The organism is Lactobacillus sp. OTU4228, from assembly GCF_001006945.1.
GTDB classification, from domain to species: domain Bacteria; phylum Bacillota; class Bacilli; order Lactobacillales; family Lactobacillaceae; genus Lactobacillus; species Lactobacillus amylovorus.
In genome coordinates this window covers 25,630-49,481 of sequence record NZ_CDLD01000015.1, presented here as the reverse complement: position 1 = coordinate 49,481, position 23,852 = coordinate 25,630, and the positions used below count along the sequence as shown (strand labels likewise).

19 protein-coding genes, 1 pseudogene and 2 CRISPR repeat arrays (1 of these 22 running past the window's edge) are annotated in these 23,852 nt (G+C 35.3%); of the genes and pseudogenes, 2 read left to right on the top strand and 18 right to left on the bottom strand.

Features of this window, described 5'->3' with window-relative positions; genetic code table 11:
* Positions 1-41: 41 nt before the first annotated feature.
* From BN1206_RS10035 to BN1206_RS04695, 8 genes are all read right to left on the bottom strand, one after another.
* A complete protein-coding gene (locus tag BN1206_RS10035; protein ID WP_231575966.1) occupies positions 42-545 on the bottom strand; it encodes a hypothetical protein in 504 nt (167 codons plus the stop codon).
* Between the two features lie 102 nt (positions 546-647).
* Entirely contained in the window at positions 648-1,538 is an 891-nt protein-coding gene (locus tag BN1206_RS04725) for a proline iminopeptidase-family hydrolase (RefSeq protein WP_052542975.1), read from the bottom strand.
* 132 nt (positions 1,539-1,670) lie between these two features.
* Positions 1,671-3,104, bottom strand: a complete 1,434-nt coding sequence (locus tag BN1206_RS04720; protein ID WP_231575965.1) for a fibronectin type III domain-containing protein — start codon at positions 3,102-3,104, stop codon at positions 1,671-1,673.
* A 19-nt stretch (positions 3,105-3,123) separates the two neighbouring features.
* Positions 3,124-3,699 (bottom strand): hypothetical protein, encoded by a 576-nt coding sequence (locus BN1206_RS04715; RefSeq protein WP_224429387.1) that lies wholly within the window; start codon positions 3,697-3,699, stop codon positions 3,124-3,126.
* A 102-nt stretch (positions 3,700-3,801) separates the two neighbouring features.
* On the bottom strand, positions 3,802-4,353 hold the full coding sequence (locus BN1206_RS04710) for an AAA family ATPase (RefSeq protein ID WP_231575964.1): 552 nt from the start codon (positions 4,351-4,353) through the stop codon (positions 3,802-3,804).
* Positions 4,354-4,378: 25 nt separating this feature from the next.
* Positions 4,379-5,401, bottom strand: a complete 1,023-nt coding sequence (locus BN1206_RS04705) for a hypothetical protein (RefSeq protein ID WP_231575963.1) — start codon at positions 5,399-5,401, stop codon at positions 4,379-4,381.
* 117 nt (positions 5,402-5,518) lie between these two features.
* Positions 5,519-6,049: a hypothetical protein gene (locus tag BN1206_RS04700; protein WP_052542970.1), complete on the bottom strand. Its 531-nt coding sequence runs from the start codon at positions 6,047-6,049 to the stop codon at positions 5,519-5,521.
* Positions 6,050-6,105: 56 nt separating this feature from the next.
* Positions 6,106-6,750: a nitroreductase family protein gene (locus BN1206_RS04695; RefSeq protein WP_013437830.1), complete on the bottom strand. Its 645-nt coding sequence runs from the start codon at positions 6,748-6,750 to the stop codon at positions 6,106-6,108.
* A 133-nt stretch (positions 6,751-6,883) separates the two neighbouring features.
* On the opposite strand from BN1206_RS04695, the gene BN1206_RS04690 reads away from it, so the two are divergent.
* Complete coding sequence (locus tag BN1206_RS04690; RefSeq protein ID WP_052542969.1) at positions 6,884-7,816, top strand: 2-dehydropantoate 2-reductase; 933 nt, start codon at positions 6,884-6,886, stop codon at positions 7,814-7,816.
* Between the two features lie 220 nt (positions 7,817-8,036).
* Positions 8,037-9,355: pseudogene (locus tag BN1206_RS04685) on the top strand (APC family permease).
* Positions 9,356-9,410: 55 nt separating this feature from the next.
* Here the strand turns inward: BN1206_RS04685 and BN1206_RS04680 are convergent.
* The 10 genes from BN1206_RS04680 to BN1206_RS04635 form a co-directional block, all read right to left on the bottom strand.
* Positions 9,411-10,805, bottom strand: coding sequence for an amino acid permease (locus BN1206_RS04680; protein WP_052542968.1), 1,395 nt, complete (start codon positions 10,803-10,805; stop codon positions 9,411-9,413).
* A 12-nt stretch (positions 10,806-10,817) separates the two neighbouring features.
* Positions 10,818-11,738 (bottom strand): homocysteine S-methyltransferase, encoded by a 921-nt coding sequence (mmuM, locus tag BN1206_RS04675; protein WP_052542985.1) that lies wholly within the window; start codon positions 11,736-11,738, stop codon positions 10,818-10,820.
* 392 nt (positions 11,739-12,130) lie between these two features.
* Positions 12,131-13,928: a CRISPR direct-repeat array (repeat unit 28 nt; unit sequence GGATCACCTCCACATACGTGGAGAACAC).
* Positions 13,929-13,957: 29 nt separating this feature from the next.
* Positions 13,958-14,854 (bottom strand): type I-E CRISPR-associated endoribonuclease Cas2e, encoded by an 897-nt coding sequence (gene cas2e / locus BN1206_RS04670; RefSeq protein WP_052542967.1) that lies wholly within the window; start codon positions 14,852-14,854, stop codon positions 13,958-13,960.
* Between the two features lie 3 nt (positions 14,855-14,857).
* Complete coding sequence (cas1e, locus tag BN1206_RS04665; RefSeq protein WP_052542966.1) at positions 14,858-15,802, bottom strand: type I-E CRISPR-associated endonuclease Cas1e; 945 nt, start codon at positions 15,800-15,802, stop codon at positions 14,858-14,860.
* 2 nt (positions 15,803-15,804) lie between these two features.
* The gene (gene cas6e, locus BN1206_RS04660) at positions 15,805-16,455 is read right to left on the bottom strand and encodes a type I-E CRISPR-associated protein Cas6/Cse3/CasE (protein WP_014565815.1); all 651 of its coding nucleotides are present in this window, start codon (positions 16,453-16,455) and stop codon (positions 15,805-15,807) included.
* A 12-nt stretch (positions 16,456-16,467) separates the two neighbouring features.
* Complete coding sequence (cas5e, locus tag BN1206_RS04655) at positions 16,468-17,163, bottom strand: type I-E CRISPR-associated protein Cas5/CasD (protein ID WP_014565814.1); 696 nt, start codon at positions 17,161-17,163, stop codon at positions 16,468-16,470.
* Positions 17,144-18,226 (bottom strand): type I-E CRISPR-associated protein Cas7/Cse4/CasC, encoded by a 1,083-nt coding sequence (gene cas7e, locus BN1206_RS04650; RefSeq protein WP_052542965.1) that lies wholly within the window; start codon positions 18,224-18,226, stop codon positions 17,144-17,146. Before cas7e ends, cas5e begins: the two co-directional genes overlap by 20 nt.
* Positions 18,227-18,239: 13 nt before the next feature.
* Positions 18,240-18,824, bottom strand: coding sequence for a type I-E CRISPR-associated protein Cse2/CasB (gene casB / locus BN1206_RS04645; RefSeq protein WP_014565812.1), 585 nt, complete (start codon positions 18,822-18,824; stop codon positions 18,240-18,242).
* 9 nt (positions 18,825-18,833) lie between these two features.
* Complete coding sequence (locus tag BN1206_RS04640) at positions 18,834-20,597, bottom strand: type I-E CRISPR-associated protein Cse1/CasA (protein WP_014565811.1); 1,764 nt, start codon at positions 20,595-20,597, stop codon at positions 18,834-18,836.
* Positions 20,594-23,326: a CRISPR-associated helicase/endonuclease Cas3 gene (locus BN1206_RS04635; RefSeq protein WP_052542964.1), complete on the bottom strand. Its 2,733-nt coding sequence runs from the start codon at positions 23,324-23,326 to the stop codon at positions 20,594-20,596. The genes BN1206_RS04640 and BN1206_RS04635 overlap by 4 nt, the downstream gene beginning before the upstream one ends.
* Positions 23,327-23,361: 35 nt before the next feature.
* A CRISPR array of direct repeats spans positions 23,362-23,852; the repeat unit is 28 nt; unit sequence GGATCACCTCCACTTACGTGGAGAACAC; it runs 879 nt beyond the window's last position.

Here is a 23,852-nt window from a genome sequence, read left to right as displayed (position 1 = left end):
CAATTATTTTTAGTTGAAGCAATAAATGCATCCCTAGTAGGTCAACCATACTCTTCAAAGAAATGCTCCACTCGCTTAAGCATCTCTCTAATATGAGAAATAGTAACTTTATCAGGATAAGTCTCAGGTTTTACATATATGCCACTACGATATGCTTCTTCCCAAGCACAAACATCTCTAGCCATTTTAAATACTTCATCAGGCAAGTCATCAATTTCTGACGTGGCTTTTGCTATTTTCTTCAATCGTTCCTTTTCATCAACGACTTTTACAAGATCATCTGGTGACACGAGTCCTTGATCAAAATCTTTTTTTAACTGAATATTAGCAACATCAAAAGCATGATCATCTGTTAATAGAATTGCCCTAGTTAAATAATCAACCATTGTCCCTACATTACCTGCAGCTATGGTCTCATCATCCTTGGATATCATACCTACTGTGCCTAGTTGCTTTGCAGTAAAAGCATTGCTTCTAATAATTTTATTTAAAGGCAAAAGCTTAGGCATTTTTGCAAATTGACTAATTTTAATAGGAATCTCCATTTTCTTACCTTTTCTATAATGTATTTGATTATATTTTATAACTTTTTAGTCAAAAAAAGAGCTAGTGAACTAAGCTCACTAGCTCCCAGATATGGAAATGTATTATATTTTTCTTCCCTCAACTCTTTCAATAAAGGAAGTAATCGCGTTAAAGTAATCTTCCTGATCGTCAAAGATTGAAAAGTGACTACCATTAGGACAGATATGTGCTTCACCCTTAGGTAATCTCTTGGCTACAGCTTTTATTTCTTCAGGGTTCATACTGTCATATTTAGCACCTAAAACTAAAGTTGGAACTAAAATTTTCTTCAAACGATCACGAATAGTCCAATCTTTACATGAACCAGTGATATTGAATTCAGTCGGACCTTGCAAAGTAACATAGACTTGCTCATTTAAATGATCAAATGTACGTTTTACAGCATCTGGCCACTCCGGAATTCGGCAAATACAACGATGATATAATTTCATCAATAATTCACCGTAATGAGGATCATCGTACTTTCCAGCAGCTTCTATCTTCTTCATATAAGCTACGTCATCAGGATCCATCGTGTCGCGATATTTATTGATATATTTTGCATAATCCTGATAGCTATCAACCATATTAGAATCAATCACCGCTTTTACATGCTTACCATATTGTGATGCAGCATATTCAAGTGCAAAAAGTCCTCCAAATGATTGACCGTATAAGTAAAATTGTTCCAAATGCCAAGCCTTCCGAACTTCCTCAATTTCATCAATAAAACGAGGAATGTTCCAAAGTGTTGGATCATCTGGTTGATCTGAAAAATAGGATCCCAATTGGTCATAATAAATAATTTCAACTTCTGGATGTTTCTTAATGTAATCAGAAAATGGCTCCAAATATTCATGGGTCATACCAGGGCCACCATGAAGAAGCAACATCTTAATTGGACCTTGACCTTCACGTCTGGTCCATACATGATAATCGTCTTGCAATGTTACGATTTTAGTTTCAGCTGACATGCTATTACCTCCTACTCAATCTGTTTACTTATATTATAGAGGATAATTTATGTATGCGCTTTCTATTTTGCTATAAAAAAGTCTCTTGACTAAGTCAAAATAACCCAATCAAAAGACATTTTTAACTATTTTCTACCTATTCGGCGTAACATCAACGCGTGCTGTTTTAACCTCGGACCAGTCACTGATCAAATTACTGTGAAGTGCACGAACGCGAACTTCGTAAACTTGGCCCTTCTTAAAGTCTTGTCCAAAATCATTCGTTGGATCGTCTACTATATCGCCACTCCTAGCTTTACTAAAGAAGGTTGCCCACTTATTGCTGCCTTTCAAACTATATTGAATCTCATAGCTGTCAGCTTCTGGGTTAACGTCCCATTCAATGTTGATATATGGTTCATCAGAACCATGGTCGTCATAATAACTAACTTTAAGCGTTGGTGTCTTTGGTTTCTCATGACTGCCCTTTAAAGGAATATAGTAAGTAAACTTTTGATTTGCTGAAACTGGGCTAAAGCTTCTACCTTCTTCATCATTCACCGCACGAACAGCAATATCGTAAGTTTCACCGTTAATTAGTCTATTCTTTGAAATTGTCTGAGTTAAAACATCAGGATAATTGCCGTCAGGGGTGAAATTACTATGTCCAATCATTGATGCGGCATCAAGCAAAGGATCATTTGATCTATACCGTCTTAGAGAAGAACCATAAATTCCATAACCAGTCGCGTTATCAGCTTTAGTATAATCAACCTTGATTCCATCTTCAGTTGAGCTAACCTTAGTCAACTTAGGCGTACTTGGAAGAGCATTCGTATCTTCGCTAGTCAACTTAAAGCTGAAACGACCACGAGCAGAACCTTTTTCTAGATAATAAGTCCCTTTCTCTAAATTCCAGGAATATTTTCCATTTTTTAAGGTTCCTTTGGTTTTCCATGGATTTAACGCATAACCATAATCTGTGTCCTGCACAATTTGAATGTCATTATTGTTAAAAATATTAGACCGACTGTTCTCATACACAGGTTGAACAGACATATTCATCGTTACCTTTTGATCTTTATCCAGCGTAAATTTATATCTATTCATCGTATTCAGCTTTTCAGTATGATACATATCAGTCATACCAGTAACCGTCTGTCCTATTTTTATTGGGATAGCTGAGGTAAAACGCGTTTCTAACGGATAAGTTTTATGAGAGAAAGTCTCCAGCTTATTTCTGATCTTGGTAATCCGTGTAGCGCTAGTCTCAATCTTTACATTTTTACCAGATTTAGTAGTCAAATTGTAATGACCAGAACGCAAATAGAAGACTTTGGTATCCTTGTTTTTACCCTTATAAGGGATGCATTCCCAATTTGAAGTATTAAGGATCTTATATTTTGCCTTAGTGGCAACAGTTAATCTGGTTGGTGCTTTGAAATAGAAACGGTATTGATTGCCTTTTCTCACATAGCTGGTTGCATTATCAGAAATTGGTACTGTTGCAGCTTGAACGTTAGTATTCAAACTAAATAGCAATGCACCAGCAGCTACTGCACCAATTAAATAGCCTCTCCTCTTCATAGTTTTAACCTTCTTCTGCTTAATAATCCTCAAGTTCTTCAAGTTGACCATCAGCCGACTGATAAGCCTTCTTGACTTGATCTAACTTGAGTTCAGGGATAAAGTTCATTGTCTTAGCTGGATTTAACACATCAAGCAATTGAACTCGCATCATCTTATCAATCTTTAATTTCTTTTCAGGCAACTTCAAGATTGTATTCATATCTTTCATGCTATTGTACTTTTCAACTGTCTTGTTTACTTCGCTAGCTAAATAAAGCCAAGTACGATAATCAACTGTTACAACCTCATTCTCTGGAACTTCAAGTTCCAACAAAATTTCACCGGCATCCGGCATTTCGGTTACATGCTCTGGAAATGGTGTACAAGAGATCGGTATCTTTTTAGCCAAAATTGGCTTCTTTGCTTCTGGCAACGTATCTTTAATAATCTTTTGCAACAGATATTGTTCAAGATAGATATTCTTGAAATATTGATCTTGTGTACGAATCGCATTAAGTAAATATGATTGCTCATCAATACTGATCTTGCCGTTCTGTCTTAAATCCGTCCAACCTTTTTGACTAATTGTATACTGTAAAGTTAATGTTTTCATTTTATCTTCCTTGTTAACGTATTTCTTATATTTATTATAACAAAAAGCCAGCACACTATAGCATTCCATAGTATGCTGACTCTTTAATTTAAGTTAGATTTTTTACCTATTAAAATTTAGAATTAGATCAATCAAATCCTGTACTTTCTGCAGATCAGCAGAGCTAATCACTTTTACTTCATTTGGCATTTCGAAGTGAGCATAATAATCAACAAAACGTTGAATAATATCCATATTCACTGAATATTCTCGATCACGATTGCGTTGGTCGAGAATTTTTAACGCATGAGTTAATGATTCCTCACTTAGTGGATCATTGGCATCCAGTAGTGGTTTAAAACAATCGATCACATACACTTGATAATTATCCGGTACTCTTTTCAAGATATCATTAATTGGATTAAATCCATGCTCGCCTAAATTTGTATTATCGACAATAGTTGGTAGGCCATTTTGTAACCGTGTTTGCAGTATTTGATTAAAAATTTGCCACACGATTTTCTCAGTTTGATTCACAAAGTTTATTTGGGGATGCCCATTATTTGAATTAATTCCATTTAAACGAATTCTTATCTCATCAGCTGAGATAGTATAGTTTTGTAAATCGTTCATCTTAATGAAACTAGATTTACCTGAAGCTTGTGGCCCCAACATTAAGATTAACGGTATCCTTTTCATATTATTGGTCATCTTGGTAATACAAATCCTTAAATTTCTTATGCTTATATTGTTGAGCAAGTTGTTGCGTCTTCCAGGCAACGCCACTTACCCATGGACCGGCTCCTTGAGCAAGTACTAAAACAGATTGACCGTTCTCAGTATGTAGACCATAGAAGTCTCCATCCCCTGCTTCCTGCATCCAACCACGGACATTCATATAATTTATTCCATGAACACGTTGACTTCCCATACCAGCCATTCCCCAATTTTTGGTTGCTTTATGATATGATGCAGACATATCACCATAAGTATATTTATCAAGAAAACCAGCTTTTACTTTATGCAATTCTTGTACGTAATTATCAACGTTGATTTTGTTTTGACTTATTTTAATAATAGACATTTTATCATCATTATAAGTATACCAAGTACCTTGAAATTCAGTTGGCACATTAAACAATCCGTCGTCTCCTGGTAAGTTTGATTTTTTACCAGCAGAATCTGAAGAATCATCGCCTGAATCCGAACGCTCATCGTTCACCTTGGCATTTTGAGCTAAACTATTTACCAAACTATCTGAGTCACGTTTATTCAAATAATCAACCGTTTGCTTCATGGTCACAGATCCTAATTTTTTACCATTTGAAAAGAGATAATAAATATTCTCTCCATTCACTTGCTTAAGAGTATATCCAGCATCTGCCGATACCATATAAGCTACGCCGCTACCCTCATTCATATATGAATAATTTGACTGATTCTTTAAATCGACTTCAATACCGTTTTGCTTACCATCAAGTAAAGCCTTGTTCCAACTACCAGAATAACGATCACCAGCATATGCAACCACAACTGCTACCGTTTTCTGCGGACTTAGATCTTGATCTGATAAGTGCCCCATCTTTGTAGGTCGTTTCTTGTTCTTAGTTACTTTGATAGTTGCACTACCTTTAGATGAAGTCTTTTGCTTAGGCTTTTGACTGCAGCCAGCTAAAGCTAAACCTGCTAACAAAATTACTGATATTTTCCCAATCTTTTTCATTTCATCCTCAACTTTCCAATTCAACGACATTTTACCACTTATCAAGCATTCAAAAAGGCATAGTCAGATTTACTCTGACTATGTCTTTTTAAAATATTCATTAAAATAAGATTTCTATTACTTAGCAGCCTTAGCTAAAGCCTTGGTCTTGAATGCATAAGCGCTGGCATGTTGATCTGCACCAGTAGCAATCTTCAAAGCCTTCACCTTTTTACCTTTAACAGTTCTGATTACAGGGATGTAGTAAACACCATCACCAGCCAAGTTAACCCAATTGTTAACGTTAAAGCCCTTCTTAAAGTTATAAGCTGCATAAATATTCTTCTTCATAACCTTCTTGATAAAAGCATTACGCTTCTTTGAAGAAACATTATATACATTCTTCTTAAAGAATTTTTGTGAAGGTACATACAACTTATCTTTGTTAGCAGTGTGAGCAGTAATCTTCAATGTATAAATGGTCTTTTTATCACTGCTGAACTTGTCAGTTTCACGATAGTACCAAGTTCCCCGAGTTGCCTTAGGTGTTGTATATTTACGAGCAATGCCATATTGACTAGCTGCATAAACATTTTGACTTTGCATCCCTACAAAGAAAATACTAACGAATGCAACTAATGACATTAGGAACAAATATCTTTTTCTCATAACAAGTACCTCCTACTATTAGTCTTTTCATCATAAAAAAGTTTCTATATAAGCAATTATTCAAAATCAACTAAATCTGAAATTTGATATCTAGTCGTAGCAATCTCAGGCTCAGCCTTTGGATCATGCTTACCAACCGCAATTGCCATCACCGGAACATACTGCTTAGGGTCAAGTCCCATTGTGGCTGCAGCTTTAGTTGAATCATAACCGGCCATTGCATTAGTATCATAGCCATGCTCACGAGCTATCAACATAAACTGCATTGCAGCAAGTGAAGTATCAACCATTGAATCAGCAACTAACATTTCCTTTGGTGCTTTTTCATATAAAGGCATAAAAGTATTTAAAGCCGCATCCATAGCTTCCTTAGTTACCTTTTTGGCTTCATACATACTATGCCATAATTTACTATACTTTTTAAAAGCCAAAGTATTGCCAAAGAATAGAACAATTGCCGAACTTTTATCGATCTGTGGGAAGTTAAACTTCATAAAATATTTATGCAGTTTTTCTCTTCCTTTATCTGTATCAACAACTACAAATCTCCAAGCCTGTAAGTTGCATGCAGATGGTGCCGTGATGGTTTCTTTAAGCATTTCGGTCATTTCTTCACGACTAATTTTTACTGAAGGATCAAATCTACGTACAGAATGTCTTCCAGTTAAAACATCATGAAAATCATTATTAATAATAGCCATAATAAGCCTCCAAAAATATGATACCGCTTACACACTTTAATAATAACTTATTTATAGCATTCTTTTCAATTGCTAATTTATCTATTTTAGCTTATGCTGAAAACGATTACTAATTATACAGGAGGCTTAAAATATGAGAATTGCAATTGCCGGTGCTGGAGCTATGGGCTCAAAGTTCGGCTGGCATTTAAAGAAGGCTGGCAATGACGTTATCTTAATTGACACTTGGGACAGAAATATTGCCGCCATCCGTGAAAATGGCGTAGTAGCTAGAGTTAAGGACGAAGAAATTGCGGAAAAGATGCCAATTTACAGTCCTGAAGAAATCGATGAGCAACATGAAAGCGTTGATCTTTTAATCGTCTTTACCAAGTCAATGCAGCTAGAAAATATGTTAAACAGTCTGAAGCCAATCATTAGCAAAGATACTTATGTGCTCTGCTTGCTTAATGGCTTAGGTCACGAAGATGTGCTAGAGAGATTTGTCACTCGCGATCACATCATTATGGGTGTCACGATGTGGGCATCAATGATGACGGCGCCTGGCCACATTACTTTCGCCAATGACAATGGTAACGTCGAAATCCAATGCCTTGATCCAAAAGGTAAAGACGAGACGCAAAAGATCGTTAAGATTTTGACTGATGCTGGTTTGAATGCTAGTTACAGTGAAAACGTCATGTACTCTATCTGGCGTAAAGCTTGTGTTAACGGCGTGGTTAATGCTCTTTGTGCTTTGCTTGATGCTGACTGCAAGCAATTTGGTCACACTAAGGAAGCTGACGAGTTGACTAGAAATATCGTACAAGAATTTGCGGATGTTGCTCAATACGAGGGCGTCAACTTGGATCGCAAAGAAGTTATTGAACACGTTGAAAGTTTGTTTGATACGCCACACTATCCTTCAATGCATCAGGATTTGGTTCAAAACAATCGTCCAACTGAGATCGACTATATTGACGGTGCCGTTTGGCGCAAGGGCTTGAAGCATAGTGTTGCCACTCCATACTGTGCTTTCATCACGCGTTTGATTCATGCTAAGGAAGATATCCTCAAAGTTAAATAATTTATGATCACAAAAATTTAAGCACCAATAGCTATCTCAAGTATAGTTATTGGTGCTTTCTTTATATATTTTATTAGTAATATATAATATATTCATTAATATTTTCTGTTATTTTTATAAATTTCATATAGCAAATCACGTTATAATGTAAACGAATACATTAATAATATTATTAATGTCTGCTTATTTTAGCCATCTCAAGAATAAGGAGATGATCATGATGGTTGAAGCGCAGCAAAAGAAACAAGCTAAGAAAATGCTTTGGATAACATTAGCAATGATGGCCTTCTCCACAGTATGGGGATTTGGCAACGTTGTTAATGGTTATGTCTACTTTGATGGTACCAAGGTAATTTTTAGTTGGGTCTTAACGTTTTTACTCTACTTTATCCCCTACGCATTAATGGTTGAGGAACTTGGTGCTACATTCAAAGACTCAGAAGGTGGTGTTTCATCCTGGGTTAACGAAACTATGGGTGTTAAATGGGCCTACTATGCAGGTTGGACCTATTGGGCTTGCCACGTTGTTTATATTTCTAGTAAAGGTACAGGTGGATTAAGAGCTATGTCATGGGGCATCGCTGGTAATACTCAATGGTACGACAGTTTACCAACAGTCACTACGCAATTTGCTACTTTGATTATCTTCCTATTCTTCTGCTGGGTAACCAGCCGTGGTGTACCCGTTTTAAAGACTCTAGCAACAATTGCTGGTACTTCAACCTTCATTATGTCAATCCTTTTTATTTTGATGATGTACGCAGCTCCTGCAATTAACCCACACGCTAGTTTTTACAGCATTAACTTAAACTGAAAGAACTTACTACCCAACTTTAATTTAAAATACTTAACTTCACTGTCTATTCTGGTGTTCAGTGTTGGCGGATGTGAAAAAATTTCACCATGTGTTAACAGATTGAAAGATCCTTCAAGAAACTTCCTTAAATCGATGTTTGCTTTAGCTGCCATGGTTATGGTGTCAGCCATTTTAGGAACTTTTGCATTAGCATTAATGTTCGATCCTAAAGTTATTAATACTCATTTTAATGAATATGTATCCAATGGTACTTATATGGCATTTGATCGACTTGGTGAATATTATCACGTTGGTGGATTATTTATGAAAATCTATGCTTGGTGTAACGTCATCGGTCAATTCTCAACTCTAGTTTTAAGTATCGATGCTCCACTAAGAATGTTGCTTGGTAGCCGTGAAGCAAAACTTTATGTTCCAAAGAAGCTTTTGAAACTAAACAAACATGGCGCCTATATCAATGGTATTGGGTATTCGCTGCCTATGTAGCTTTGAGAAAGCATCAGAAGCAATTCAAGAGCTTTTATAAAATGACTAAACACCAATGGTTAGCTTACACCGCAGGTATTTGGTGTTTCTTTGTCACTGCAATCTGTTGTCTGATAGGTATCTACTCAACTGATCCAATGACTTTGTTGCTTAACATTTTGACACCTATTGTTTTGACGGCATTAGGTTTAATTTTACCAGCTATTAAGAAACATGAAGATGCCAAGATCGGTTAGATAAATATTTTATAGACAGAAAAAGTTTAGCTCTAAATGAGGCTAAACTTTTTGTTTACTTTCCTTCTTCTGCTAATCTCAAATTTTTATCAAACTTACGCCATAAATAATGTACTAAATAGCAAATTGCCACAAATGGAATGGTATAATACAACGCTACTCGTTGTGTTGGGTCAAACCAAATTAATATGCAAGAAAATAAACTTGCAAAGAAAGCAAAATATGGAACTACAGGATACCAAGGTGTTCTATATTTTAATTCACTCAAATGATGCCCATCTTTGAGAAATTGTTTTCTAAAATTGAGTTCTGCCCATGCAATCGCCATCCAAACAATTACAACTGCTAAGCCTGAAATAGAAACCAATACTAAATATACGGTACTAGCAGCTACTTTACTTGAAATCAATACAAAAATTCCATCTAGCATGCTAACACCCAGTGCTAATGTTGGTACACCATTTTTACCAGTTTTCTGAAAAACCTTAGGTATAGTTCCTTCGTTGCTTAAGGACCATAGCATTCTAGTAGAAGCATAAAGCCCTGAGTTAGCTGCCGAAATAATTGCCGTTAAGACAACAAAGTTCATAATATTAGCAGCAAAAGGAACATGAATTAAATCTAAGACATAAACAAATGGACTTTGAGTAACTCCTGCAACTTTATAAGGAATTAAAGCAGCCATTACGACGATACTACCAATGAAAAAAATCACTAAGTGCCAAAGCGTTGTTTTGATTGCACTGGGAATTGCTTTTTGTGGATCTTCTGCTTCACCCGCTGTAATACCAATTAATTCTGTCCCAGAAAAGGCAAAATTAACTGTTAACATTGTAGTGAATACACCACTAAAGCCGTTAGGAAACCAACCATTTTTATAAAAATTAACTAAGCCAGGTGCATGATTAAAGCCTTTAACTGGCAAAATCCCCGTAATTGCTAAAACACCAAGAATGATAAAGGCTACAATAGCAAACACCTTAATTGCGGCAAACCAAAATTCACTTTCGGCAAAAACTTTAACAGAAAAGAAGTTGCTCAGAAAAATTAGAATCATACAAGCCAAGCTCCAAATCCACACCGGCACATGAGAAAACCACTTTTGCATAATTAGTCCTGCAGCTGTAAATTCAGATCCTAGAGCTATTGTCCAAGTTAGCCAATAAAGAATTGCAACCACAAAACCAGTTGACGGACCAATATATTTTTTAGCATAAACATGAAAAGCACCTGTATAAGGCATAGCCACTGAAAGCTCTCCTAGACAAAGCATGACCGCAAACACAATCAAAGCGCCAACTAAATAGGCAATAACTGTGCCTAATGGTCCAGCTTCATGAATTGTATAACCTGAACTAAGAAATAATCCTGTTCCAATAACTCCTCCGAGAGAAATCATTCGGATATGACGTGTTTCCATCTTTCTCTTCAAGTGCGTTTTATGAGCCATACTATTTTCCTCCTATCTTAATTTATCAATCGACTGTCTAATTTCCTTGATCTCTTTCGGCCCAGTTGTACAGCATCCCCCGATTAGATGAGCACCGTCTTCATACCATTTCTGGGTCAATTCAGCAAAATCAAATTTTTCTTTAAAGGAACGCCATTTCTTTATTTTAGGATCATATGTTGCACCCAAATTTGGATAGACAACTAAAGGTTTAGACGTATATTTAGCAAATTCTTTCAGCGCTTGATCAACTAATTTTGGACTTACACAATTAATACCAATTGCAAAGACCTGCTTATATTTGCTTATCTCTTGAGTAGCATGCTCAATTGAAGTTCCATCGCTAACATGTTTGCTATCTTTTAAAGTAAAACTGACATAAATAGGCATATCAGGATAATTCGTTTCTAACCAATTTAAAACAGCTACCGGTTCAGTGATTTTTGGTTGCGTTTCTAATGCGATTAAGTCTGGTCTTTCTTTTAAAACTAACTTCAATCGCGGTAAATGAAAGTCTAAATATTCCTTTTCAGAAAGATTATAGTCACCTCGATACTCATTTCCATCTGCCAAATAGGCACCATAAGAACCAATTGTCCCAGCTACATAATTGTATTTGCCAGTTTCTTTTTGATAATCATCTCGTGCCTTTTTAGCAACTTTAACAGCATCTCTAATAAATTTTTCAGCTTCTTTTTTGGAATAACCTGATTCTTCAAAAGCCTGTACATTTGCTTGATAAGTATCAGTAATTACTAATTCTGCACCTGCTCTAAAATAGTCTTGATGAGCATTATAGACTTTGTTAAGTTGATCAACTAATGCAGTTGCCGTCCATAGCTTATTGTCAGTTTCTACTCCTTGTTTTTCCAATTCATCAGACATTGCACCATCTAAAACAATTCCTGATTTAGCATCTTCAATTAAACTCATTCTACCCACTTCCTTCTCATTTTTTAATAAAAGCAAAAAAGCACTCATCCCAAAGGACGAGTGCTTCGTGTTACCACCTTTACTTCATCTACTGTTCACACAGCAGATCTCATTAACTACAATAATAGTTTGTGACGTATAACGGTTCACAACGCCGTTGTTAGCTAAATATCGCTAACACTGATATCCAAGCCCATGTTCATCAAGTTCATTTATATGTTTCTCATCTAACAGCAATTCTCTGTAATAAAATCTTATTGATTCATCTGCTTTTCAAAATCTCTTAATTATTTGTTAATTATCTTACTCTCGAAACTTTTAATTGTCAAACAGAAATTAAAAAATCTACAGGACAAAATCCTGTAGATTAGTTGCTCACTTGACATATTAAAAATTTGCTTCCACATACGTGGAGAACACCCTACTTGGTTTTCAAGTGAACTATTAAATTTAGGATCACCTCCACATACGTGGAGAACACTTCTTTCATCCCTTACAACTATAATTATATATCAGGATCACCTCCACATACGTGGAGAACACTTGTTGCGACGTCCTCCCGACACGACTCGAGAGGGATCACCTCCACATACGTGGAGAACACTGCTACTACCGATAAATACGGCAATCCGCCTTAGGATCACCTCCACATACGTGGAGAACACCCACCTTTAGGTGGTACAGGCACTTCTTTATTAGGATCACCTCCACATACGTGGAGAACACGTCAGCTATTTTCTGTGATAATTTAGCAATCAAGGATCACCTCCACATACGTGGAGAACACGCTGGGCTACGAAATTTCAGAAGTATCGTTTTAGGATCACCTCCACATACGTGGAGAACACTCTAATGCGCTTTTAGTTAAATCGTTAGATTTAGGATCACCTCCACATACGTGGAGAACACTTTTCTTTTCTGTCATTGCTATGCACCTTCAAAGGATCACCTCCACATACGTGGAGAACACTTACAGTGTTCTTATAGGGTAAATGTTTGAGTAGGATCACCTCCACATACGTGGAGAACACCAAAATCCTGCAACTTTTACTACAATGAAACAAGGATCACCTCCACATACGTGGAGAACACTGCTGATCAGGCTTTACAGAATTCGGACTTGTAGGATCACCTCCACATACGTGGAGAACACTAATGATTTTTATTTAGCAAACGCGCTGGTTCAGGATCACCTCCACATACGTGGAGAACACTAATGATTTTTATTTAGCAAACGCGCTGGTTCAGGATCACCTCCACATACGTGGAGAACACATAAGACCCACAGCTTTGGTCATATCAAGTATGGGATCACCTCCACATACGTGGAGAACACTTTTTGAGTGCTTCGGTTTTATCGAAATATTTGGGATCACCTCCACATACGTGGAGAACACAGCTTCCTGTAAGAATTTAGTTGGATTTGCTAAGGATCACCTCCACATACGTGGAGAACACAGACGTTTATGATAGTGAGATAAAACTAACTTAGGATCACCTCCACATACGTGGAGAACACCGACTGTTTCGACCATTTTCGACGCCGTGATCGGGATCACCTCCACATACGTGGAGAACACTAACCCCGTTAAGACTTGAAACCATTTTTCCTAGGATCACCTCCACATACGTGGAGAACACCATTTCTTGAGCGAGTTGTCGCACCCGTTTTAAGGATCACCTCCACATACGTGGAGAACACTATGTGTCAAGATCACTAGGAGAGAATCACTTAGGATCACCTCCACATACGTGGAGAACACTGAAAGCACTGGTGCTACTACTTATGAGCCTAGGGATCACCTCCACATACGTGGAGAACACTGTTTGGCGATACCCACCAACTAGATAACAGTGGGATCACCTCCACATACGTGGAGAACACTTAGCAGAATCATCGTTGACCATCGCAATCGTAGGATCACCTCCACATACGTGGAGAACACTAGTGGTGACTGCTTCGTTTGGGTGATCGTCTGGGATCACCTCCACATACGTGGAGAACACTCAACAAATTGAATATATAAATTTAGACTGTAAGGATCACCTCCACATACGTGGAGAACACATATTGAAAACACTTACAACACAATTAGAGTTAGGATCACCTCCACATACGTGGAGAACACTTTTATCAAAATAAAAGAGACAGTGTGAAAATGGGATCACCTCCACATACGTGGAGAACACAGTAAAAGATCCTTGATATATCAACATCCTTAAATTTGCAAATAACCTTTTTTATTCAGTTCTTTAGCCAATTTAAAAGTGGCTCGAGCATCACTTAATGCATTATGTCTATTATCGTTTTTTATCCCATATTCTTTTAAAACAGTTTCAAGGTCATAATTATCTAGGAAAATATCTTTTTCTTTAACTATACCCATGAGATCTTTCATTGAATTTACAAGAGCCCTTTGTCCAATACTTAAATATGCTTTCAATAAAAAATTATTGTCAAATGACAAATTGTATCCAACTATCATTTCACTTCCAACAAACTTTCGAAATTCATTTAAAGCTTGTTCTAAAGTAACACCTCGTTCATTTAAAACCTTCGAAGTTAATCCCGTCAATTCAGTAATTTTCTCTGGGATAGCCTCATTTATCTTTATCAAGCGATAAAATTGTTCTTCTTCACCTTTTAAGTTTTCCTTAATCGCTCCAATAGAGATTATTTTACTCCTACTAGTATTTAAACCAGTAGTTTCTAAATCAACTGCGATAAAATCATTCTTAATAGCTCCCTTTATCATATTGTTTGAAATGTTTGTCTTTTTAGAGAACTTTTTTGATTTATGATACTTTGCTGCTTTACTAAAACCATGTCGTATGGTAGGCGTTTCTATCATTTGCATCATCAATGGTACACCATCAAAATCAACTACTCTTTTATCTCTTCGTGTAGTTCTAAAAGTATACCCAAGTTCATTATTCGTACTATAAACTAAAGTAGCCTCACCAGTACCTATATTTTTAAGTATTCTACTCCAAAGCATCTCTCTAATTCGAGCACTAAAAGATCCAACATAAACTCCAGTTTGAATTTCTTGACACCACTTTGTTAAGTCACCTCTTAAAGAATTGGGAACCTTAGTTAATGTGATAACTATCATAATTTAGTCTTCATCCATCTCATGATACTGAACTCCAAAATTCTGTAATCCTTGTTTATCATCCCATAAATGCATCACAGCAAAATTCTCGTCAGTGTCGTCTTTAATATTCAAAAGATATTTCAAGTCTGCAACCATTTGTAAAAGTAGTTTCCCACTAGAAAAAGCATCCCTCATTGCCAATCTAGTGTTGTCAGAAATGTCAACTTTACCAAATTTCTTTACAGTTTCAAATGCAACTGGGATTGAGTATTTAGCTTTATATAAGTCAGCAAAATCATAAACAAAAGCAAGATCATGACCAGTATGTACAAAACCTAAACCCGGTGATGCACCCAAAGCTACTATCACACTGTAGCTCAAGCCATAGAGTGCTTGATGAGCTTCAGTTAGAGCCTTATTAATTGGTGTACTGGCTTCAAAATTATCAGGATCATATTCTCTACGCTCCCAAGCTACACCTGTCTTAAGAGATTGATCTCGATAAACTTTTCTTACTCGAGCCCCTTCTTTTCCTCGAAGCTGCTCCATTGACAATTTTGAAACATCTTCATTTGGAAAACGCATTTGATACATTTTACGAGCTACTTCCACTCTGGTTCTTTTATTAGATACCAATTTTGCTTGTGCTTCAAGCAATCTCGAAGAATGATTAAGGGCTCGTCCATGTGCGTATTGTCGGACACCGTTCTCACCGACCCATACCACAGCGGTTCCTGAATCTCCAATGAGTTCCATAGCTCTGTGCGTGATATCAACACCAGGACCTAAAAGTAAAACACTAATAAGAGCTACAGGAACAAGCACAATCCCACGATCATCTAATACTTTAATTGCACTATCTTCTCGATTAAGCTTAGCATGTTCTAAATATAAAAAGCTTATTCGATCTCGAACTCTCCCTAGTTCTTCTAGCTCTGGTTTCTTAGCACCATATTTTTTCTTCATTTTTATGCTCTCACTGGGATAATAGTTAACATCCCCATTCCATAAGCTTTTTCTTTACCAATTCCAGAAATCAAATGTTGTTTAAATAGCTTTAAATCAACAACTTTAAGTTGGCCTTCAAAACTTACCCGACTTAACCTAACTCTTTTTGTACCTTTATGAAATAATAAAGGCCAATCTCGACTAACTACATCAAACTGATAAATTCCAGACTCATCTTTTATAATTTCAAATCCGCAGTTTTTTGCTCTATTAATTAACCACTCTTTTTGTTTCTCAATAGTTATATGAGGATAAAGTTTACCATTCTTTTGACCAGGTTGAGTAACACGATGAACCGGATTAGCAGTTAATCTAAAATTATAAATCATATTCTGTTTTACTTTTTCAAGAAAAGGATCATAGTTTTTGGTTTCAGCAGTACCTGGAACTCCATATTTATCTAAAAGATTTAAATTTGGTTTTTCAGCACTCACTACTAATAAATATCTTTTATGCCTAAGTGTGTCTATTCTCCATAAATGACGTGGACGGTCTTGACCAAATTTTTCAGGAAAACTATTCTCTACCCAACTGTGATATGCACCAAGGTGAGTCAGATCTTTTAATTTCTGTCTATTGCCTTGATCGATTTCTACTCTTGATAAATACATAGCCTCTCCTTTCTATATAGCATTAAAAATATCATGTTTTGTGGAGTGTTCTTGGTAAAACTTATTTTTCAACGATACATGTACATTAACGACTGCCCGATAATCATGAAACCTACTATGTTGATTAAATGAACCCACAGCATCTTTTACTAGACTCCCACTATTGTTTTTACTTAAACTTGCATCAGCGATAATCTCAGCAAAATATTCTTCGGATTTATATTTTTTCTGATACCACTCTGAAGCTTGCCAATCTAGTTTTTTCAATACCTTTAGAGCATCATCATCAAACTCATTAATTTTAAGAACACCAGCAATAGGATTTGACCGACGACCTATATATAGTTGAAATTTTGGATGCAGTAAAGCATATTTCAACTTATCTATAGTCTTATCATGTGCTGAAATTGCTACAATAAATACCCCATCTTGAAGATAATTACGGTATGTTAATTTCCGCGTATCTGGTTTAAACTCAACAGTTTGAAAATCAGTTAAAACTTTCCCTGGTTGATCAATTCTAACTGCTATCTGCAAATTATTTAACTGATTAATTCTACTATCATCACGCCGATACCCTAAAGAAGCTGCCAACATTCCTACAATTAAACTTTTCGTAGGATATAATTCAGTAGTTCTATGGGAAAATGTTGCTTCATTTCCAAAAGACTGTAATGGAGAAGCTAATCTAATTGTTATGGTCTTCATTTTTTTCAACCTTTTCATCAACTACTTTTGAAACACTTTCAATCATTGATGTAAGATTTTCAGCTTGATTAGATAATGTTGAATCATATTTACTTAAAACAACACTATAAATAGGTTTATCAATGAAACTTTCTGTATCAATATATTCTTTCTCCAATCTTTCAATTGATTTTTTGACATACCCATCTCTCGATTTTACAGGTTCTTCGAAAGCTGAAACTAAGTTTACAGGAGTATCATCACGCAAAGTAATCAATACATATTGAGGAAGTGTCTTATTGGCAAAAGTATTTTCTTTGCCTGTTGGCATAGTCAAAATAAAGTTTTTAATAAATAACTTTATTCCTTCAACACTTAATTTAGAACCTATATTATGTATTAACTCATTCAAATTAATATTCGCATAACGATAAAGAGTTGAAGAATTATACTCTAAGCTACCTATCATTGCGGAACCAGCTGTTCCTTCTTCTTTTTCATCATCCACTGCTGTGAAGTAATCAAATTCTGGAGTCACTTCATGAGTTGAAATTGCATGAGCTACTTGACAAGCAGCATCAACATTTAAATCGGGATTGTCAGCAACCATCCGGCCAAATAAAGCTAAATCCAAAGAATTATCTTCTTTAAAAATCTTTTTTATTACTTTTTTATCTATATCTTCATTTTCCAAAATTGCTTTAGCTAATTTTTTCAGTTGACCATCACTAATCAACAAAAGTGCCTTCGTTTGATTAGTTTTCTTATCAACCTTTATACTTGCTTTTGAAAAAATATCTGTACTTTTCTTCATAGCTTCTTCATCAGAAACAGATGAATCCATTTTTTGAATTTCATTTGCTAAAAGCAAAGGTGCCTTTAAAGTTCTTGAACTTTTAAGCCATTGCGCATCTTGACTTTCTGCACGAAATGCTTGACGTACTGCTCGCTTCCAGCTTTGTGAAGATACACGAGAACGCATAACACCACCATAAATAGCAGTTTTTGGAGCACCAGTATCATCTCTATTTAAATTAGATGATGGAACGGTTTGTAAAACATTAATATCTAGAAATAAATTCATTATTATATTCTCCTTATTTCTTTAAATTAGCATCTGCAGCAAAATATTCTTCTCCCCATTTAAGACAAGTTTCACGTGCAGAATAACTATCAAACTGAAAATGATATAAATCCTGACCCAATTTAGCAAAATCAATTACTAAGTGTTTATTATGACTTTTCAGTATTTGTAAAGTATGAATAATACCATTAATAACACTTTCTACATTGCTTGTAGCTAAAAGTGCTTGAACTCTTCGGTCTAGAGCCTCTTTTTCTTCAGCATCCTTACGCAAATTTGCAAGTGCATTAAAGAAAGTTAATCCTTTTGCATTATCTCCATATGATTTTCCATAAGTGCATTCAGTGCTACCTTGCTGATAAATTGCAAAACATTTAACTGCTGTAAATACAGCAATTTCTGTGTAACTGGGCTTATAATTTTGACTCAAATCCTCTTTAGCAATGTACTTAAAAAATATTGGCCAAACTTCTGTCATATGCTTACTATTAATTGAATTAGAAGCCCTCAAATTTGCTAGAGCTGACTTATTAATATTCCCATCATTGTACAAGGACAAAATTATCTTATTAATACTTGACAATGTTTTAGCTACCATTCTTTACCACTATCCTTTCTTTAGTTTAGACAAAACTAAAATTGTAAATTTTTTATATTCAGTAAATATATTTTTAGTTTTCTTATCCTTGTCAATAATGCCTTTAATATCACGAGGAGAGGCTGAATGTACAAAGTTTTCAGCTTCATTTAAGACTATTTGTTTTAAAGTAGTTCTCCATATAAAAGCTTGTTTATTTCGGTCATCAGTATTTTTTAATGAACTTAGCCAATTTAAAAAAGGATTATTCAACTGATTATAAAGTTCAGCACTGTAATTATTTGCAAAACTATTAGGATCACTTAATTCTCTGAGTTTTCCCACATTATTAACCAAGGACCAGTAATAATTTACAACTTTCTTTGTTAAATCAATTTCATCTTCAATCACGACTGGCCAATGAATAGCAACTTTTTCGTTTGAATCAAAAAGAACATCCGCTTTAATTTTCATCTCATCCCACACTTCCACTGCAGGTGATTGCGAAGTAGCATTTCCATCACTAATCAGCCCTACAGTTGCTAAATTAATAAATTTATTAGCTGGTAGTAATTTTCTATTTTCAAGCAAATTCAACCAAGTCACTATACCAGGTTGATGAATCGTTTTTTTCTCTTGCTCATTGCTCTCACTCAAACGAATATATTGTCCAAAATTCCGCCACATTGATTCACCAACCGTTTTAATCCATTTTGTATTCGGTTTATAGACCAATTCTTTTTTATCAGTCTTCCATGTAGTCATTGGTTCAATGAAGGCATTTTCACTTGAAACTTTTGGTAAACCAGCCGAAAAAATAGTAGGTGCATTACCATTCCATTCAATATGTAAAACTCGAGACCACATAGTATACGTTTCACTAATATTATCTGGTAATTCTGCTTTCAATCGATAAGAAATATAATCAGAAAATTTCTCCCACTCCCAAATAGGCCTTTGAATAGGTACTAATTTCAAATCTTCATCTTTATCAAAGAAAGTTAAATTTAGCATTAAAGTTTCAAATAGATTATCTCCTTGAGCAAAAACAGGATTTAATCCATATAGCCAACCTGCAGAAACTGAAAATTTTTCGTTAGCATTAACTTTTGTCTTATCGGTAACTCCAGTGAAATTTTGATAAGTTATTATCCATCTAACTAATTCATCAATCTTGATTCGATTTTTAAAAGAATCAGATCTCGGTGCAAATATATTAGGTGTATGTGCACTCTCAGAAATCGTACGATTTATTTGTTTTACAGCCGTAGTTCCTGAACCTGTACTAATTTTTTTCTTTTCGGGAACTAAAGAATCGTATATTTCTGCAGTTACTTGATAAAACGGTGTATCACCGAACATATCAAATTTTTCTTTATACTTTTCCAAATACTCAACTACAATACTTGAGAAATGACCGATATGGTATAAATCTGCCCAAGTTTTCAGTAAAGCCTGAGTTTCATCAAATGATGATGAACCCAAACTAGGATCAGCTCCATCTACCTCATCTTCAACATCGTCAGGATCCTCAGGAATAACTTGAAACTTATCATCCAATTGTAAACCATCATAGGGCTTCCCACTTGCATCAAAACGACTATAAACTGTCGTCAAAATAGCAAGTAAAAAGCGAAAAACAGCTAAATCTTGTGATTTCATTTCACCAGCAAGTTGCTTATAGTCTTGTGAGTTTTTAAACAAAGTACTTAATGAAACTTTTTGTAAGTTGTTATTTTTATCTATTACTTTAATCCAAGGATCAGTAATTAAATTAAAACTTAATTGCTTCAATTCTGGGCCTCCTTTGTATAAGTTAAACCAATTTTTTTAGAATAATGAAGTTGCCATCCATTAAATTCAACATTATTATTTTCGTCAAGAGTCAGAGCTAAAGCACTTTTTAACCAAATATCATTTTGCCATTCAGGATACTTTTCTGAAGTGATTGTTTCTAATTTATCTATTGACTCGTCAATATTAAAAGTCACTGCATGAGGAAGTCTAATAATCTGTCGAGCAATTTCTTTTGAACTTACTTGATCTTCTTCAATACTTTTACCATTAAGCAAACATACTCCTGTTTCAGTTTTCTTTAAAAGTAAAATTTCGATAGTTTCCTTAGTATCTCTCACTGCTGCTTGTGCACGTTCCTCATTTTTGCTTACTCCAGGTTGATTATTATCAAGCCATCCATGAATATTAAAATTGATAAGTGGTGGCTTTATTTGAAATACACTGGCCCTTTTTCTTAGCTTTTTTCTTTTATCAAGATAATTCTGTTTTACTTGGGAAATACCACCAATTTCACTATCATTTTCTTTAGAATAAACTTTCTGAACTAGACAAGAAATATCAATGGGTAAAGTAATTTGATCGGGTAAAAAATAATCAGTCTTCATCAACAAATATTTATCATATATTGCTTCATTAGCATCTCCATAATCACCCCAAGAATTAATTCCCATAATAAAAACTTGTGGACAAGCCAATTTGAGCGGACGTTTTATTTGATGTCTATGCAAACGACCTATTCTTTGCAGGATCAAATCCATTGGAGCAATATCTGTATACAAAACATCAAAATCAATATCTAAAGACTGCTCTAAAACTTGAGTACCAATAACTATTAATTTGTCTGGTCTTTTAGCTTTCTTACCTATCAAACTTTGCAGTTTTTGCTCTAACTTTGATCTATCTGTTGCTAGGAAAGCTGAATGCAATATCAAAACAGGTATATCAGTTGGAATAAGTTGAGCTAAATCTTGTGCTCTCTTAATCGTATTGACAATAACACCCGCAATTCCACCATCTTTAATATTGTCTTGAATATGATTAATTAGCTCTTCATCATCGCATTGCAAGCGCTTTACCTTGACAACAGTTTTATTATCACCTTCATTATCAAATTTATCAACTTGATTTAGTCTTTGACCATCTAAAAAAGTAAGTAACGGATATGAATTATTGTCTTGCCATCCTACTTCTGCCTGATACTTGTTAGGATCGCTGTACTTACCTCTTACATAAGCTCGTACTAAATTTTTACGTAATCTTGCAGACAAAGTTGCAGAAAGTGCGATAACAGGAACATGATATGCACCTAACCATTCAATTGCTTTTAATAAATATGAATCCATATAAATATCGTATGCATGAACTTCATCAATTACTACAATTTTCCCACTTAATCCCAAATGTCGAAGAAAAAGGTGTTTTTGTTTTAGTCCCATTAACAAAAGTTGATCAATTGTTCCAATTGTAAATTTTTCAAGAATAGTCTTTTTTCCGGAAAACCAACTATTAATTACTACAGAGCCAGAAGTATCAACATTTTCGGCTTTTGGTAATTCTCTATATTCATCATTGAATTGCGCTTTGCCATGCATTAATTTAATACCAATATTTGTATTCTCAGAAGTGGCAATATTAGTTAACCAATTGTCCACTCTAGAAAACATAGCATTAGTAGTAGCTTGAGTTGGCAGTCCAAAAAATAATCCATTTCTCCCAGTTAACCCTGCGATCTGTTCTACAGCAGTTAATGCAATTTCGGTTTTCCCAATTCCCATAGGAGCTTCTACAATAACGATCCCAGGATCACTTATATTCCCAATAGCTTCTGACATAGTTTTTTGAACCACACGTGGAGTAAAATTAAATCTATCTTGGTACTCTTTTGCCACATCGGAAACCGGGTCTGGCTGCCAAACATCATTTTGATACCACGTCATGAGTGCATTCCTGAATCTTTGCTTCATATCAAGATTATCAAAATCTTCTTGCAAAGGAATTAGGGTAAACATTGGTTTATCAAAATTATCATTTAAGTATTCACTTGAAGCCAGCCAATCTGCCATAATGACTAAACCTTCTAGTAAAACGGCTTGCGGTTGTTTTACCTTGGGAATGCTTTGAATATCATCGTAACCACAGATATTGAGTCCATAATTTATCAGCTCTTTTTGAACATTTAACCAATGATTTTTAGAATTCGGTGGAGTATCTGTTTGATAAAAATTGGAAGTGTAAATTTCTAATACATTTCTTAGAGAATCATCATTCTGAGGTTTTCCATGATGACCACCAATAATTGCTCCTACAGAAGTATTTAGTCCTTCTCTTTCAAGAATAGCTTCACCAGCCAATGCATGTGGTGTTCTACGAGCATTCGCCAAATGCAATTGATCTAAATTAGTAAAGCCATTTCTTAATAGATGCTCAAGCAAATCATAGTCTAAATCACGATCATGATTATAAGATTCCTTCGTCTGAAAAGCTGGTGTTGCTTTACCAATATCATGAATATAGCCTAAAAATCTAACTAATTTTTGTACATCTATATCTGACATGTTTTGCAGAAATAGATTACGTTGTCCTTGATTCAACCAATGATTATAAAGCCAATTAATTACATTCTTAGTATCTATCATATGTGCAATTAAAGGTAACCATAATTCAGTTTTATCTTGAGTGGCCTTCTTACCCCAAAGATTTTTTGCATACCTAGATAATTTTTTCATTATTTTTCCCTCTATTAAGATTTTTAAATTTTAAAATAATACCTTCACATTTATGGAGAACACTTTAGCAACTAGTTGTGCTTGATAATTGAATAGGAATCACCTCCACTTACGTGGAGAACACTAAATGCAAAGTCAGCAAAGAAAATCTAATTGAGGATCACCTCCACTTACGTGGAGAACACTCCCCAAGGATCAGTCATGATTAGATCTGAATGGGATCACCTCCACTTACGTGGAGAACGCGAGCTTGTCTAGTTTCTTGCAGTCTTTGCCTAAGGATCACCTCCACTTACGTGGAGAACACTAAGTGTGAATCTAACAACCGCTGAAAATAATAGGATCACCTCCACTTACGTGGAGAACACTTTTGTTTTTTGTTCCTTAACTCTTTACACTTAGGATCACCTCCACTTACGTGGAGAACACAAGTTCGGCGCGGAAGTCGCTAGTTGCGTTTAAGGATCACCTCCACTTACGTGGAGAACACGTAAATCTTTTCAGCGCCAGCTTGTTTCAATTGGGA